Raw genomic sequence first — 15,101 nt, 5'->3', positions numbered from 1 at the left:
CAATTTGGCTGTACGTTACGAATTAATCAAAACATGCAAGCAAACAGGCGCCAGGCTCGGTAAGCTGCACACTCCGCATGGGACGATCGACACTCCTGTCTTTATGCCAGTCGGCACGCAGGCGACAGTCAAGACGATGAGTCCCGAAGAGTTGAAGGCGATCGGAGCGGGCATTATCCTCAGTAATACCTACCATCTGTTTCTCCGTCCAGGGCATGAAATTGTCCGGGAAGCTGGCGGACTGCACGGCTTCATGAACTGGGACCGTGCCATCCTGACCGATTCTGGCGGATTTCAAGTATTCAGCTTGAGCAACCTACGCAAGATTACGGAGGAAGGGGTTTCCTTCCGTTCACATCTTAACGGAGAAAAGCTGTTTATCGGCCCTGAGGAGGCCACACAGATCCAAAACGCGCTCGGAGCCGATATTTTTATGGCATTTGACGAGTGCGCCCCTTATCCTGCGGAGTACGATTACGTGAAAAAGTCGATGGAGCGCACAACCAGATGGGCAGAACGCTGCCTCAAGGCACATGCGCGGCCAAACGACCAGGCGCTTTTCGGAATCGTGCAAGGCGGGATGTTCAACGACCTGCGCGAGCAGAGCGCCAAAGATCTCATTTCCATGGATTTTCCAGGTTATGCGATTGGCGGTTTGAGCGTGGGAGAGCCGTTCCCCTTGATGTACGAAGTGCTGGAACATACGGTTCCGCTGCTTCCTGCAAACAAGCCTCGCTACCTCATGGGAGTAGGATCACCTGACGCTCTCATCGACGGAGCGATCCGCGGCATCGACATGTTTGACTGCGTACTGCCGACGCGGATTGCCCGCAACGGGACATGCATGACAAGCCAGGGAAGACTGGTGATCCGCAATGCGAAGTTCGCGCGAGACTTTACTCCGCTCGACCCGAATTGCGATTGCTACACCTGCAAGAATTACACCCGCGCTTACATCCGCCATCTCATCAAGGCGGAGGAGACCTTTGGCATTCGTTTGACCACCTACCACAATCTGCATTTCCTTGTGAAGCTGATGGAGCAGGTGCGCCAAGCGATTGCGGAAGACCGCTTGCAAGATTTCCGGGACCAGTTTTTCGCTCAATATGGATTGGGTGAAGATAGATCTTTTTAATCGAGGGGGATTTTCATGGAAGGCTTGACACAGTTTTTACCGATTATCATCATGTTTGCGATTTTCTACTTCTTGCTGATTCGCCCGCAACAAAAGAAAGCAAAACAACGCAACGCCATGCTGGCTGCTGTCAAAAAAGGCGACAAGATCGTAACAATCGGCGGCATGCACGGCACCATTCAAGAGTTGACTGACGATACAGTGACTCTGCGCATTGCCCACAACGTAAACGTTACATTCGATCGCGGTGCGATCAACAGCGTGACATCCGCAAGCAATGAGCCGGCGAAAAGCGAACCAGCTAAAGTCGAATTGGAAAAAGAAGAATCCAAATAAAGCAAAGAAAAAGCAGGTGGGGAAAATCCCGCCTGCTTTTTTCTTGGACGCATAAGCTTGTTAGCGTCTGGGCTTGAAATTTTTCGGCTTTTGGCTGGAGTTGGCGGAATTGACGCCGAGAATGCCACCCAATGCTGCAACTCCGAACGCACCGAGCAAAAAGAGGAACGTACCCCATTGCATCGGGGCATCGAATCCCAGAAAACCGATCAAAAGAATCAGGAGAAAATAAGAAAATCCGGTCAGACCCCCGTAGTACCAGCCTTTGCCGCCACAGCGCTTTCCGGTGACGAAGCCGCCGACCAGAAGAGCAACCGCATTGATGATGTACGTAAAATAAGGCAAAGAGCCTTCGCGCATGCTGGTGAAGCTCAGAAGCAAGGTTGCGAGCAATGCCCCGAACAAAACAAGTCCTGTCGTGTACAATAGACCTGTCAGCACAGAGGTGGATGCACTCCGCACAATGTTTACCCCCTCACTGATCAACTGTTTGTACCATCTATATGAATGGCCTGGCCGCTCTATTCATCTTCGCGTTGAACATTAGGAGGAATTTTCGTATGATGGATGGGGAACGAGACGGGGGTGAGGAAGGTTGATCAAAACGTACTTTTATAACCACTCAGAGCAGAAGATGTTTCATGATGTTGATCTGGCGACAAAAGATCAATGGTTGAAATCTCCGGAGGATTTGCTCTGGATCGATCTGTATGATGTGGGGAACAATGAACTGCCCTATATTGCCAAGATCTTCGACTTTCACCCACTGGCAATTGAGGACTGCCTGCACGTCAGTCCACGTGCCAAGGTAGACAAGTACGATGATTACTATTTCTTCGTTTTTCACGCCCTGCGTTACAATGAAGAAAGCGATGACGAGATTACCACGGTAGAACTGAACGTTTTTCTCGGCCCTAATTACATCGTGACGATCCACAAATCCCCGATGAACACGATCGGGCGGATCGCAGCCATGTGTCACCGCAACAATTCCTATCTGAACCGGGGTCCCGACTATTTGCTGTATGCGATTGTCGACGGGATTACCGACGAGTATTTTCCGATTATCGATCGGATTAGTGTGCGGATTGACGAGCTGGAGGACGAGATTTACGAGCATCAGATGGAGGAAATTACGGAGGAGTTCCTGGCGCTCAAGCGGACGATTATTTTGATCAGGCGTGTCATCATGCCGCAAAAACGAATCTTCGCCAATGTGAATGGCCGCTTCTCTTTCGATATTTCCGAGGAAAACGTTCCGTTCTACAGCGACTTGACCGACCACCTGGAGCGGATCTCCGACTCGACAGAGACTTTCCGCGACCTGGTGAACGGTGCGCTCGATACGTATTACACGATCATCAGCGCCAAGACAACCGAGACGATGCGTGTACTCACGATCATCTCCACCATCATCCTGCCGCTTACGTTTATCACCGGGCTTTTCGGGATGAACACATTCGCCTGGCTGGGTGAGGAGGCAGAGCCTTACATGCTGATCGTAGCGCTTGTGATCATGCTGGCGATGACCTTCTTCATGCTGCACATTTTCCGCAAACGAAAGTGGTTGTAATTGGAGCTAATAGTTGCAAGCTCCCTGCCGAACAATAATATCAAATGTTCGATAGGGGGCGGCGGGAAGTGGAAGATATTTCAACTGTCATGTTGCGCACCCTTTTCTCGTATTTTTTCCTCCTGATCTTGCTCCGCATCATGGGCAAGCGAGAACTGGGAAAGTTGTCCGTTTTTGATGTGGTGATTTCCATTATGCTGGCTGAAATGGCGGCTCTGGCGATTGAGGATGTAGAAAAGCCCGGGTTGCGCTTTTATTTGCCGATGCTGTTGATTGCCGTTCTGGAAATCGCCATGGCGTATCTCTCGTTAAAGAGCAAGAAATTTCGCGATGTGGTCGACGGTTCAGCCGATATGATCATTGAAAACGGGCAAATTCGAGAGCAGGCGATGCGCCGCAATCAGTTGAACATGGATGACCTGATGGTACATCTGCGGCAAAAAAACGTGAAAAATATTGCGGATGTCGAGTTCGCCCTGCTGGAGCCTACCGGGCAGATGAGCGTCTTTTTGAAGCCGGAAAAAGAGCATCTCACCCGTGGGGATATCGAACTGGCTAAAGAAGAACATATCGGGCCGGTTTCATACAAAGGCTTGCCCATTCCGTTGATTCTGGACGGCAAAGTCAGGCAGGAAGCATTGCAAAAGATCGGGCAAAATCAACTGTGGCTCAAGCGGGAAATTCGCAAATACGGGATCAAGGACATCCGGGAAGTTTCCTTTTGCAGCATTGACGAGCGAGGAATTATGTACCTGGATAAAAAAGACAAGCCGCTACACTAGGTGTTAGCGGCGAGGGAAGAAGATGGCGAGCTGCTCTCCGATCCAGGGAATCCGGCGGACGTCCTGTTTGCCCAGGACGCGCATGGCGACCAGGAGGAGCAAATACAGCAAGCTGCTGATGGACGCGCTGGCGAGAAGCAGCTTGGCCGTCGAGGAATGCAAGAACAGGTGATCCGCCATGTATGAGCCGAGGTAACCCATGGCCAGCATGGCGATCCCAATTTTTCCGAACTCCCATACATCGACGGTAAATCCGATTTTTTTGATCAGGCTGGCAAAGTGCAAAAGGGTGCCCAATGTGATGCCAATATTGGTCGCAATGACGGCGCCGTGAATGCCGAAGGTCGGTTGGGCTGTAAAGACGAACATGGCGGCTGTTTTGATTACAGCGCTGATCAGCGTATTTCGGAAAACGACCTGGGCGTAGTCAAGACCTTGCAAGGCCGCTGCGAGCGGGGCCTGGAAAAAGAGGAACACGGAAAACGGAGCCAGCTCCTTGAGCAAGACGCCGACCTCTCGATATTCGCTGCCGTAGAGCAGTGTACATAACGGCTCCGCAAAAATAGTAAGCAGGACAGTACATGGTGCTCCGATTACGAGTGTGATGCGCATCGCTTGATAGATGCGCCGATGCACGAGAGGAGCATTTTTTTGATAGGCGGCCTCTGCTACGGCAGGAACGAGTGAAACGGACAAGGAATAGGTTAAAAAAGTGGGAAAAAGCAGCAGAGGTACGGCCATACCGGCAAACTGTCCGTACAATCCCGTTGCCGTGGCAGTCGTATACCCCGCGATCACGAGCGCAAGCGGTACGAGCATCGGTTCCAGGACGTAGGCGATCGAACCGATGATGCGGCTCAACGTGACGGGCAGAGCGACGTGAATCAGTTGGGAGATGTTTGTCTTGCTGGCAGAGACAGCTTGCAGAAACGGTCTTTCCAGAAGTTGCGCAGCAGCTTTTTTGCTTCCTTTGCGATATTGCCAGAGAATGTAGAGGAGTCCGGCGGCTTCCCCGAAAATAATGCTGGCGACTGCACCGGCTGTGGCATACTCGATCCCTGCGGACAAAAACGACATGGTCATGACGACGACCAGCGCCATGCGGGCCACTTGCTCCAGCAGCTGGGAGATGGCGGTGGGGATCATGTTTTGCTTTCCCTGGAAGTATCCGCGCAGCACGAGTGAAATACTGGAGATCGGAATGACCGGGATGGCGGCGAGCATGACGATATGGGCGCGAGGGTCCGCGAATAGAGCGCCTGCAATCCAGTGGGAAAACAGCAGGAGCAGCGTGCAAACCAGCAAGCTGATGCCGCCAGCGACTGCGAGGGCGAGCAGCAAGTAGCGGCGGGTCATGCGCGGATTGTTAGCTGCCTCGGTTTCCGCCACTTGCTTGGCGATGGCGACAGGCAGACCGAATGTCGTCACCGTGATCAGAAAGTACAACAGGGGCACGACCATTTGATACAGCCCCATTCCTTCCGCTCCGATGATGCGTGAAAGCACGATCCTGTGAGCAAAGCCAAACACTTTGGTGATGCCGCCAGCAATGATGAGGATAACCGTTCCGTAAAAGAATGACTGTCTCATGGAAGGCTCCTTTGCAAGGAAAAATTCACTCAGTAAAGAATATGGACGTGCCGCTGTCGGCATGACTACTTTGAGGGGGAAACGGGGATGGACCAAGCGCAAAAACAGGAATGGTATGGGCAAGTAGCAAGTCTTTGCCAGAGCAAGGCCGAGGAATTTGCCTTGTTGGGCTACGAAAACGTGGATGCCAAGGACATATGGGAATGCGTCACGAACGGGTACAAGGAATTTCCCCCGATGCACCGTCTCGTCAACGATATTTTGTCTCTGAAACCGAACAAGTACATGAACTATCTCATGATTCAAATGTATAAAAATTCTTAGTGAAACTTCCAGCCTCCCTATTCGTATAAGTAGCATGCTCATTATAGATAAGGGGTTGGTTACCATGGTTCGCTCTTCCAGCAATAATTGACACGTTTTTTCATACTTCGCTATAATGGGCATATTGGTTTCTCGCTTAGGGGCGGGACCCTGTTTATGAAAGAGGGGTATTACAACGATGATAAAATGGGGAAGATTTCTCCTGTTCCTGGTTGTTGTAGGGCTTTTGGCGACACTTGTGTCAACTACGACCAAACAGGTGGCAGGAAACATCACTCTCGGTCTTGACCTGCAAGGCGGGTTTGAGATTTTGTATGAGGTAGAGCCTCTTGAGGCTGGGCACAAGGTTGATATCGAGCTGTTGAAATCAACTGCACACATGATTGAGAAACGGATTAACATCGGCGGCGTGGCAGAACCTGTCATTTCTACTGAGCTGCCAAACCGGATTCGCGTGCAAATCGCTTCGCAATCCGCTGATCAGGACAAGCTGCGTGAACTGATCGGAAAACCTGCTGTACTGACGTTCCGCGACGAGTCTGGCAAGGTCATCCTGCAAGGTAGCGACTTGGCGCCAAACGGGGCAGCGGTCGGCTACGATGACCTGAAACGCCCTCTCGTAACCGTGAAATTCTCGGATGCAAAAAAATTGGAGGATGTAACTCGCGCCAACCTGCATAAGCGCATGGCGATTTTCCTGGACGAAAACCTCCAAACCAATCCTACGATCCAATCCGTGATCTCGGGCGGCAGCGCTCAAATCACAGGAGACTATACCCAAGAATCGGCTCAGGAACTGGCTGACTTGCTGAACTCCGGTGCGATGCCAGCGAAGCTGATCGAGAAGCAGGTAACATCTGTGGGAGCGTCTCTGGGTGCCCTGGCATTGGAGAAGACGCTTTATGCCGGCTATATCGGCGCTGCGCTGATTTTCGTGTTCATGCTGCTCGTCTATCGCATGCCGGGCATGATTGCGAATATTACATTGGCTGGATTTACTTACTTTTGTATGGTCGTTCTCGACTGGATGGACGCAACGCTGACTCTCCCAGGTATCGCCGGTTTCATTTTGGCGGTAGGGATGGCTGTCGATGCGAACATCATTACGTATGAGCGTATCCAAGAAGAAATTCGCTCGGGCAAAACGATTTTGTCAGCGTTCCGCTCCGGTGAACGCCGTTCTTTGATCACCATTATTGATGCGCACGTGACGACGCTGATCGCGACAGGCGTATTGTTCTACTTCGGAACAAGCTCCGTTCAAGGTTTTGCTGTCGTACTGGCTATGACAATCATCGTAAGTATTATCACCAACGTGTTCGGGTCTCGTTTCCTCCTTTGGCTGGTGGTCCGTGCCAACATGTTTAAAAAGCCGTTCTGGTTCGGAGTAAAGGAGAGTGAGATCGGTGAGCTTTGATCGCGAGCATACCGTAGTGCGGTTTGATATCGTTAAAAATCGCCGGAAGTTCTTCATTTTCTCTTCCGCGATTATCATCATCGGTTTTTTGTTTATGATGTTCCAAGGGCTGCACCTTGGGGTTGACTTCAAGGCAGGTACGCGCCTGGACATTTACGTAGGAAAAGAGTTCAAGCCGGAAGACGTCGAAGCCGTTCTCAAACAGGAGATTCCGAATGTCGCTTTCTCCAAGGTAACGCCGTACGGGCAAAATCAAGCCTATACTCGCTTTGATCAAACCATTTCTTCGGATACCTTGATGAAGACAGAAGAAGCGCTGAAGAAAAAGTTCGGCGATCAGGTCACAAAACAAGTATCGTCCGTTGATCCGAGCATTGCTCAGGAGATGGTGAAAAAGGCAGCCATCGCGGTAGGGATCGCTTCCCTCGGGATCGTCATTTACATCGCGATTCGCTTCCAGGTGCTGTTCGGGATTGCCTGCGTCGTGGGACTTTTGCATGACGTGATTATCCCGATCGCGCTGTTCTCCGTGTTTGATCTGGAAGTAGACATTACTTTCATCGCAGCGCTTTTGACCATTCTCGGTTACTCGATCAACGATAAAATCGTTATTTTTGACCGTATCCGCGAAAACTTGCGTACCATGAAGTCCAAGACGATTCCGGATCTGGAGCATCTGGTGAACGTTTCGCTTTGGCAGACGATGCGCCGTTCCGTATACACAGTAGCTACCGTATTTTTTACCGCGCTGGCTATTGCGGTACTCGGAAGCGAGAGCATTCGCAACTTCTCGCTGGCTCTGTTGTTCGGTCTGGTGAGCGGTACGTACTCCTCCATCTTTATTGCTGCTCAAGTTTGGGTAAACTTGAAGGAGCGGAATATGAGAAAGAAGAAAGAAGCATAAGCGGTTCGCTTTTCGCTTCGTCAAAGAGCTTTCGCTATGTAGACCGCAGGGGTTATTCCCTGCGGTTTTCTACTCTTGAAGACAAGTAGGCTGATAGAGGAGGAGAGGCAGGAATGGGCGATGATCGGTTGGCACAAGCGCAGTTTGGGGCATGGGTAGGCATTGTGGGCAACCTTGCTTTGGCAGGGGTGAAGCTGTTGATCGGGCTGATGGCAAAGTCACAGGCATTGATTGCCGATTCTGTGCATTCCGCATCGGATGTAGTCGGTTCCGTGGCGGTTCTGATCGGCTTGCGAGCGGCAGAGCGTCCGCCTGACGCAGATCATCCGTACGGTCACGGAAAAGCCGAATCGATCGCAGCGATTATTGTCGCGGTTTTGTTGGCAGTTGTCGGCTTCGAAATTGCGATGTCTTCGATTAAAGCGTTTTTTGCCCCTGTGGAAGCGCCAGGCATGCTGGCAGTCTGGGCTGCCATCGGTTCCATGATCGTCAAGGAATGGATGTTCCGCTACAAGTTCAAGCTCGGCAAAAAACTGAACAGCCAGTCGTTGATCGCCAACGCCTATGAGCATCGCTCGGATGTATACTCTTCGTTTGCCGCACTGGTAGGCATCGGCGGCGCGATTGTGGGCGAGCGGCTGGGTGTTCCCTGGATGCTGTATCTGGACCCGGCAGCCGGGATATTCGTATCTGTGCTCGTTTTGAAAATGGCTTACAACATCATGATGGAATCGATCCACAGCACGCTGGATCACGTCTTGCACGAGGAAGATACCAAGCAGCTCAGACAGGCGATTGCCGAGGTCGATGGCGTGTTGCGCATCGATTCGCTGCGGGCCAGGGAGCACGGGCATTACCAGATCGTCGATGTGAAAATCGGGGTGGACCCGGCGATTACCGTCCTTGCCGGGCATCAAATTGGCAAGCGCGTCAAGCATATGCTGCTGGAAACATTTCCTGATATTCGCGATGTTTTGGTCCATGTAAACCCATTTGATCCCACTTCACAGCCAAAACGGTAAAAACGGCATGTTTTATGCTGTTGTCAGTCTCCCTCTCCATCCACTATAATGAATGAGGATTGGAGGAGAGCCTATGCTGAAAGCGAAAACACGCTGGAAACTGGCCACCTACGATGAACAGATTGCGGCCAGTATAGCTGAGGAGTGCCAGCTAACTCCGCTCGTGTCCAAGCTGCTGGTGATTCGCGGCGTCGACACAGCGCAGAAGGCCCGTGATTTTTTGCAAGCTGGCCCGGAGTTGTTTCATGACCCTTATTTGCTTGATGGAATGGAACAGAGCGTGCATCGCATTCAACAAGCGATAGAGAGGCAAGAGCCGATCTGTATTTACGGAGACTATGACGCGGATGGGGTCAGTTCGACATCGTTAATGGTACACCTGTTGCGCCAACTGGGCGCTGTTTTTGACTATTACATTCCCAACCGTTTTACTGAAGGGTATGGGTTACATAAAGACGCCTTGGCGCATCTGCATAAAAGCGGTTACAAGCTGATCATTACAGTCGATACAGGAATCAGTGCAGTAGAGCAGGTAGCGTATGCCACGCAGTTAGGTCTTGACGTCATTGTAACCGACCACCACGAACCTCCGGCTGTGATTCCGGAGGCATTTGCTGTGATCAACCCTAAAAAGCCTGGCTGTACGTATCCGTTTGACATGCTCGCGGGAGTCGGGGTCGCCTTCAAGCTGGGGCATGCCTTGCTAAAGGAGCCTCCTTTGCATTTGGCTGACCTGGCAGCACTCGGGACGATCGCCGATTTGGTGCCTTTGGTAGATGAAAACCGCATCCTCGCCAGAGCGGGCTTGAAGCGTCTGAATCAGACCCGCAATATCGGATTGCAGGCGCTGATCCGCGTGTGTGGACTGTCTGACAGCGAACTGTCGGCCGGACATGTCGGATTCGCGCTCGGGCCGCGTCTGAACGCAAGTGGACGGCTGGAGACGGCAGAGTCCGCCGTCAAGTTGCTGACGACCGAGGATATGGCGGAAGCAGAGCAGTGCGCACAAGCTTTGGACGATTTGAATCGCGAGCGTCAGGAGCTTGTAGCGACGATGACGGAAGAAGCCGTGCAGATGGTGAAGGAGCAGTATCCACCCGAGGAAAACAACGTCCTCGTTCTGGCGAAGGAAGGCTGGAACGTCGGGGTTGTAGGAATCGTAGCGTCACGGCTGGTAGAGCTGTTTTACCGTCCGACCATCGTGCTTGGCATCGATCCGGAAAAAGGGACAGCCAAAGGCTCGGCGAGAAGCATCGCCGGCTTTGACATGTACGAAGGTTTGACAGCATGCAAGGAGTGGCTCCCGCATTACGGGGGGCATACGATGGCCGCAGGAATGACACTCCCGGTGGAAAACCTCGATCTCTTGCGCAGCAGGCTGAACGAGCTGGCAGGGGAATGGCTGACGCCGGAAGATTTTACCCCTCTGACCAAAGTAGATGTGTCGATGAGCATGGACGAAATCAGCCTGGAGGCAGCCGAGCAGCTGGAACGGCTCGCTCCTTACGGGATGGGCAATCCGACTCCGCTCGTCATGCTGGATGAAGTCGAGACACAGGGAATGCGCACAATCGGGCGCGATGACAATCATTTGAAATGCACACTCGTCAGGTCAGGCCAAACGTTGGATGCCATCGGCTTCAACTGGGCGCACGTGACGAAAAAGGTGACCCCAAAAGCGCGTTTTCAGGTGCTGGGCGAGCTTTCAGTCAATGAATGGAATGGCAACCGCAAGCCGCAGCTGACGATCCGGGACTTGTCCGTTCCGCATCAGCAAGTGTTCGACTGGCGGGGAAGTCGGGACAAAATAGAGAAATGGCAGCAGTTGAGAGCGGAGTCCGGGACGATGACCGTTGTGTTTCGGGCGGAAAGCTATGAACAGCTCATGCCAAAGACAAGCGCGGACGGGCAGGCTTCTCTCTTTTTCCTGGGCAATGCTGTCGCGCTTGACAGGCAGGCGCCGCAGCAAGCGGTTGTGCTCTACGATTTGCCGAAGCGTCGTGCCGATTTGCTGCAAATCAGTCCGCTGCTGCAACAGGCTGAGCGCATCTACTGTCTGTTTGGCGACCCGGATTTGGGCATGGAGCGGCTATCCTGTCCGAGCCGCGATCATTTCAAGCAGCTGTACCAGTTTTTTGTGCAAGTGCCAGTAGTGAAGCGCATACATTTGGATGCGCTCGCCCGCAAGCTGCAATGGAAGCGAAGCTTGCTGGACGGCATGCTTGCGATCTTTTTGGAGTTGCAGTTTTTGCAGGAGGATGCCGAACAGTATCGCCTGCAAGAGTCGGCAGAAAAAAGGCCGCTGGAAAGCTCCGTCATTTATACGGAGTGGAAGGAAGAAGCGCAACTCGCTACGGATTTGCTGCTCTCATCCTCGGAATCATTGATCCAAACGTTTCATCAGCTGGTGACACCGGTCACCGTATAGGAGGAATTTTTCATGGATTACAAACAATACATTCGCGTCATTCCGGACTTCCCGCAACCGGGGATTCGTTTCAAAGATATCACGACTTTGCTGAAAGACGGCCCTGCTTATCGCGCAGCGATTCAAGACTTGGCTGAATTTGCCCGCGAAGTGCAGGCTGACGTGATTGCAGGTCCGGAAGCACGCGGATTTGTCGTAGGAGCGCCTCTGTCTTACGAAATGGGAATCGGCTTTGTGCCGATCCGCAAATCCGGCAAGCTGCCTTACGAGTCGATCAAGGCAGATTACGACCTGGAGTACGGCAAAGACGCGCTCGCTGTGCACGTAGATGCCGTTACGCCAGGCCAGCGCGTGCTGATTGCGGACGACCTTCTGGCGACCGGAGGAACCATCGAAACGACGATCAATCTGATCGAGCAACTCGGCGGAAAAGTAGTAGGCGCTGCCTTCTTCATCGAGCTGTCCTATCTGGAAGGACGCAAAAAAATCGGGGATGTTCCGATCAAATCCTTGGTGCAATATTAATTGATGCTTCAACGAAAAACGGGTCATGTACCCGTTTTTTTCTTTTTTCCACGCATGGATCATACTTTACAGGGGAAACAGCTTTACAATACGAACGACATAAAAGATAATAGTATGAAATAGACATGACGCTTTTTTTCATCCAGACAGACAACCGATAATGTTCGTCTGCCGCTTCCAAGGAAGAGCAGGCTGCCAGCGTCCGCACGCAGGACGCACCAAAATCATCCGCTACAGAAGAACTACTTGTTCGAAAGGGCTTCTATAGATGATTTTTTTTATACGCTCAAAGCCTTCGCCTGTGACATAAGGCTTGGCAAAGCCAAGTTTTCCAATGAGAGGATAAGGGAAGGGAACTATGATTACCGGCATTGATGAGGTAGTAAAAAAAGCAAGCACCTATTTGTCACAATCGGATCTGGACCTGATTACTCGCGCCTATCAGCTGGCTGAAAAAGCTCACGAAGGGCAGATAAGAAAATCAGGCGTTCCGTACATCATGCACCCGATCGCAGTAGCGGGGATTCTCGCTAACCTGCACATGGACGCGGTTACGATCGCTGCCGGATTTTTGCATGATGTAGTGGAAGACACCGACATTACGCTTGACGATCTCCGCCAACAGTTCGGTCCTGACGTGGCTCTGCTGGTAGACGGGGTAACCAAGCTGGAAAAAATCAAATACAAGTCCAAGGAAGAGCAGCTTGCTGAAAACCACCGCAAGATGCTGGTTGCCATGGCGCAGGACATTCGTGTCATCATGATCAAGCTGGCAGACCGTTTGCACAACATGCGGACATTGCGCCACATGTCCGAAGAGAAGCAGCGGGAAATATCCGATGAGACGCTGGAGATTTTCGCGCCCCTGGCTCATCGGCTGGGGATTGCCTCCGTCAAATGGGAGCTGGAAGATACGGCGCTGCGCTATTTGAATCCGCAGCAGTATTACCGGATCGTCAACCTGATGCAAAAGAAGCGGGTGGAGCGCGAGGCTTACCTGAACGAAGCATCGGATACGATCAGGGAGAAGCTTGGCGAGCTGAACATCGAGGCGGAAATATCGGGGCGGCCCAAGCATATATACAGCATCTTTAAAAAGATGACCAAGCAAAACAAGCAGTTCAACGAAATTTATGACTTGCTGGCCTTGCGGATCATTGTGAACGACATTCGCGACTGCTACGCGGTGCTTGGCATTGTCCATACGTTGTGGAAGCCGATGCCTGGCAGATTCAAGGACTATATCGCGATGCCGAAGACCAACATGTACCAATCGCTGCATACGACGGTGATCGGGCCAAAAGGCGAGCCGTTGGAAGTGCAGATTCGCACGTGGGATATGCATCAGACGGCAGAGATCGGGATCGCGGCCCACTGGGCGTACAAGGAAGGCCAGAGTGTCGTGCAAGGATCGTTTGCCGAGAAGCTGGGCAGCTTGCGCGAGATTATCGAAGGCGGGTCAGAGGAAGCGCCCAATGCGCAGGAGTTCATGGAAAGCCTCAAGCAGGATTTGTTCTCGGACACGGTCTTTGTGTTCACGCCAAAAGGCGATGTAGTCGAACTGCCAAAAGGCTCCGTGCCGCTGGACTTTTCCTATCGCATTCACTCGGCGGTAGGAAACCGAACGATTGGGGCAAAGGTAAACGGCAAGATCGTTCCGCTTGATTACGCCATGAAAACGGGCGATATCGTCGAAATCCTTACTTCCAAGCATTCGTACGGGCCAAGCCAGGACTGGCTGAAAATGGCCAAGTCCGCCCATGCCCGCAACAAAATCAAGCAGTGGTTCAAAAAAGAAAAGCGGGAAGAGAACGTTGCCAAAGGCCAACAGATGGTGGAAGCGGAGATCAAATCGCGCAGCTTCGACGTGAAGGAAGCGATGACGGACACCAACCTGAAGGAAGCGGCGGCGCGATTCAACTTCCAGGGGGCCGAGGACATGTTTGCCGCAGTCGGCTACGGCGGCATTACGGCTTCCCAGATTGCCACACGTCTGCTCGACAAGCTTCGCCGCGAGCGGGAGGAGCAAAATCCGGTCATCCCGGAGATCAAGCAAAATCCGGCTCACCGTGCGCAAAAGAGCGAGTCCGGGGTAAAAGTGCGCGGCGTAGACAACTTGTTGGTGCGTATCTCGCGTTGCTGTACACCAGTTCCGGGCGATCAGATCATCGGCTTTATTACAAGAGGGCGCGGTGTGTCTGTGCACCGGAAAGACTGTCCGAATGTGCTCGCAGATGAATGCTCAGAGCGTTTGATCGACGTCGAATGGGATACCGATCAGAAGCACAACTTCAACGTGGAAATCGAGATCACGGGCAACGATCGCAGCGGACTGTTGAACGACGTGTTGCAAGTCGTCGCAGAGACGAAGACGAATATTGCTGCCGTCAGTGGCAAAGCAGATAAAAATCGGGTGGCGACGATTCATATGACCATCTCGATCAGCAATGTGGATCATCTCTTGAAAGTTGTGGAACGAATCAAGCGGATTAAAGATATTTATTCGGTTCGCCGCATATTGAGCACCTGATCCGTTTTTGGATCGGGTGTTTTGTTTAGGTCAGCCGTGCGTCATTGCGAGCGGCGAGCTTCCAAACGAAAGGAATGGATCGACGTGAGAGTTGTCGTACAGAGAACGAAAGAAGCAAGCGTGACCGTTGCTGGCGAGGTAGTCGGGCAAATCGAGCACGGGCTGTTGCTGTTAGTCGGAATCACCCATGAGGACAGCGAAAAGGAAGTAGACTTTGTCGCGGATAAAATCGCCAATCTGCGAATTTTTGAAGACGAAGCAGGAAAAATGAACTTTTCCGTCCTGGAGACGGGCGGGCAGATTTTATCGGTGTCCCAGTTCACGCTGTACGGAGACTGCCGCAAAGGGAGAAGGCCGAACTTCATGGCAGCCGCTCGCCCTGAGCAGGCTGAACCGCTGTACGAGCTGTTTAATGCCAAGCTGCGGGAAAAAGGGCTGATCGTGGAGACGGGGCGTTTTGGCGCGATGATGGACGTGCGTCTGCTCAACGACGGACCTGTCACCCTGATCGTAGAATCGTAAGCGAAAAGACGGG

At 52.2% G+C, this 15,101-nt stretch carries 14 protein-coding genes; 12 read left to right on the top strand and 2 right to left on the bottom strand.

Annotated features, from left to right (window positions below):
* The first annotated feature begins 4 nt into the window (after positions 1-4).
* Positions 5-1,135 (top strand): tRNA guanosine(34) transglycosylase Tgt, encoded by a 1,131-nt coding sequence (tgt, locus tag IRJ17_RS23155; RefSeq protein WP_063230203.1) that lies wholly within the window; start codon positions 5-7, stop codon positions 1,133-1,135.
* 15 nt (positions 1,136-1,150) lie between these two features.
* Positions 1,151-1,471 carry a preprotein translocase subunit YajC gene (gene yajC / locus IRJ17_RS23150; RefSeq protein WP_063230204.1) on the top strand — a complete coding sequence of 107 codons (321 nt, stop codon included), beginning with the start codon at positions 1,151-1,153 and terminating at the stop codon, positions 1,469-1,471.
* 60 nt (positions 1,472-1,531) lie between these two features.
* On the opposite strand, the gene IRJ17_RS23145 is transcribed toward yajC, so the two are convergent.
* Positions 1,532-1,933, bottom strand: a complete 402-nt coding sequence (locus IRJ17_RS23145) for a TIGR04086 family membrane protein (protein WP_122964207.1) — start codon at positions 1,931-1,933, stop codon at positions 1,532-1,534.
* 133 nt (positions 1,934-2,066) lie between these two features.
* Between IRJ17_RS23145 and corA the strand changes: the two genes are divergently transcribed.
* Positions 2,067-3,044: a magnesium/cobalt transporter CorA gene (corA, locus tag IRJ17_RS23140; protein WP_063230206.1), complete on the top strand. Its 978-nt coding sequence runs from the start codon at positions 2,067-2,069 to the stop codon at positions 3,042-3,044.
* Positions 3,045-3,133: 89 nt separating this feature from the next.
* A complete protein-coding gene (locus IRJ17_RS23135; RefSeq protein WP_254456891.1) occupies positions 3,134-3,826 on the top strand; it encodes a DUF421 domain-containing protein in 693 nt (230 codons plus the stop codon).
* 3 nt (positions 3,827-3,829) lie between these two features.
* Here IRJ17_RS23135 and spoVB read toward each other — a convergent pair whose 3' ends face one another.
* A complete protein-coding gene (spoVB, locus tag IRJ17_RS23130; RefSeq protein ID WP_122964205.1) occupies positions 3,830-5,416 on the bottom strand; it encodes a stage V sporulation protein B in 1,587 nt (528 codons plus the stop codon).
* An 87-nt stretch (positions 5,417-5,503) separates the two neighbouring features.
* Here spoVB and IRJ17_RS23125 point away from each other — a divergent pair, with 87 nt between their 5' ends.
* From IRJ17_RS23125 to dtd, 8 genes are all read left to right on the top strand, one after another.
* Positions 5,504-5,740 carry a post-transcriptional regulator gene (locus IRJ17_RS23125; protein WP_122964204.1) on the top strand — a complete coding sequence of 79 codons (237 nt, stop codon included), beginning with the start codon at positions 5,504-5,506 and terminating at the stop codon, positions 5,738-5,740.
* A 178-nt stretch (positions 5,741-5,918) separates the two neighbouring features.
* The gene (gene secD, locus IRJ17_RS23120; RefSeq protein ID WP_122964203.1) at positions 5,919-7,157 is read left to right on the top strand and encodes a protein translocase subunit SecD; all 1,239 of its coding nucleotides are present in this window, start codon (positions 5,919-5,921) and stop codon (positions 7,155-7,157) included.
* Positions 7,147-8,061, top strand: a complete 915-nt coding sequence (secF, locus tag IRJ17_RS23115) for a protein translocase subunit SecF (protein WP_122964202.1) — start codon at positions 7,147-7,149, stop codon at positions 8,059-8,061. Before secD ends, secF begins: the two co-directional genes overlap by 11 nt.
* A 113-nt stretch (positions 8,062-8,174) precedes the next feature.
* Positions 8,175-9,083: a cation diffusion facilitator family transporter gene (locus IRJ17_RS23110; protein WP_122964201.1), complete on the top strand. Its 909-nt coding sequence runs from the start codon at positions 8,175-8,177 to the stop codon at positions 9,081-9,083.
* 73 nt (positions 9,084-9,156) lie between these two features.
* The gene (gene recJ, locus IRJ17_RS23105; RefSeq protein ID WP_242772007.1) at positions 9,157-11,511 is read left to right on the top strand and encodes a single-stranded-DNA-specific exonuclease RecJ; all 2,355 of its coding nucleotides are present in this window, start codon (positions 9,157-9,159) and stop codon (positions 11,509-11,511) included.
* A gap of 12 nt (positions 11,512-11,523) precedes the next feature.
* Positions 11,524-12,036 (top strand): adenine phosphoribosyltransferase, encoded by a 513-nt coding sequence (locus tag IRJ17_RS23100; RefSeq protein ID WP_063230212.1) that lies wholly within the window; start codon positions 11,524-11,526, stop codon positions 12,034-12,036.
* A 358-nt stretch (positions 12,037-12,394) separates the two neighbouring features.
* A complete protein-coding gene (locus tag IRJ17_RS23095; protein WP_063230213.1) occupies positions 12,395-14,566 on the top strand; it encodes a RelA/SpoT family protein in 2,172 nt (723 codons plus the stop codon).
* Between the two features lie 84 nt (positions 14,567-14,650).
* Positions 14,651-15,088: a D-aminoacyl-tRNA deacylase gene (gene dtd, locus IRJ17_RS23090; protein WP_173598617.1), complete on the top strand. Its 438-nt coding sequence runs from the start codon at positions 14,651-14,653 to the stop codon at positions 15,086-15,088.
* The last annotated feature ends 13 nt before the right edge of the window (positions 15,089-15,101 follow it).

Origin of the sequence: Brevibacillus parabrevis (assembly GCF_022701015.1) — a bacterium.
GTDB lineage: Bacteria > Bacillota > Bacilli > Brevibacillales > Brevibacillaceae > Brevibacillus > Brevibacillus parabrevis.
This window is presented reverse-complemented; position numbering and strand designations above follow the sequence as displayed.

Excerpts from the sequence above, each read along its gene's own strand:
- yajC (WP_063230204.1), top strand. The coding sequence starts at position 1,151 with ATGGAAGGCTTGACACAGTTTTTACCGATTATCATCATGTTTGCGATT.
- IRJ17_RS23135 (WP_254456891.1), top strand. The coding sequence starts at position 3,134 with ATGTTGCGCACCCTTTTCTCGTATTTTTTCCTCCTGATCTTGCTCCGC.
- spoVB (WP_122964205.1), bottom strand. The coding sequence starts at position 5,416 with ATGAGACAGTCATTCTTTTACGGAACGGTTATCCTCATCATTGCTGGC.
- IRJ17_RS23125 (WP_122964204.1), top strand. The coding sequence starts at position 5,504 with ATGGACCAAGCGCAAAAACAGGAATGGTATGGGCAAGTAGCAAGTCTT.
- secD (WP_122964203.1), top strand. The coding sequence starts at position 5,919 with ATGATAAAATGGGGAAGATTTCTCCTGTTCCTGGTTGTTGTAGGGCTT.
- IRJ17_RS23110 (WP_122964201.1), top strand. The coding sequence starts at position 8,175 with ATGGGCGATGATCGGTTGGCACAAGCGCAGTTTGGGGCATGGGTAGGC.
- recJ (WP_242772007.1), top strand. The coding sequence starts at position 9,157 with ATGCTGAAAGCGAAAACACGCTGGAAACTGGCCACCTACGATGAACAG.
- IRJ17_RS23100 (WP_063230212.1), top strand. The coding sequence starts at position 11,524 with ATGGATTACAAACAATACATTCGCGTCATTCCGGACTTCCCGCAACCG.
- IRJ17_RS23095 (WP_063230213.1), top strand. The coding sequence starts at position 12,395 with ATGATTACCGGCATTGATGAGGTAGTAAAAAAAGCAAGCACCTATTTG.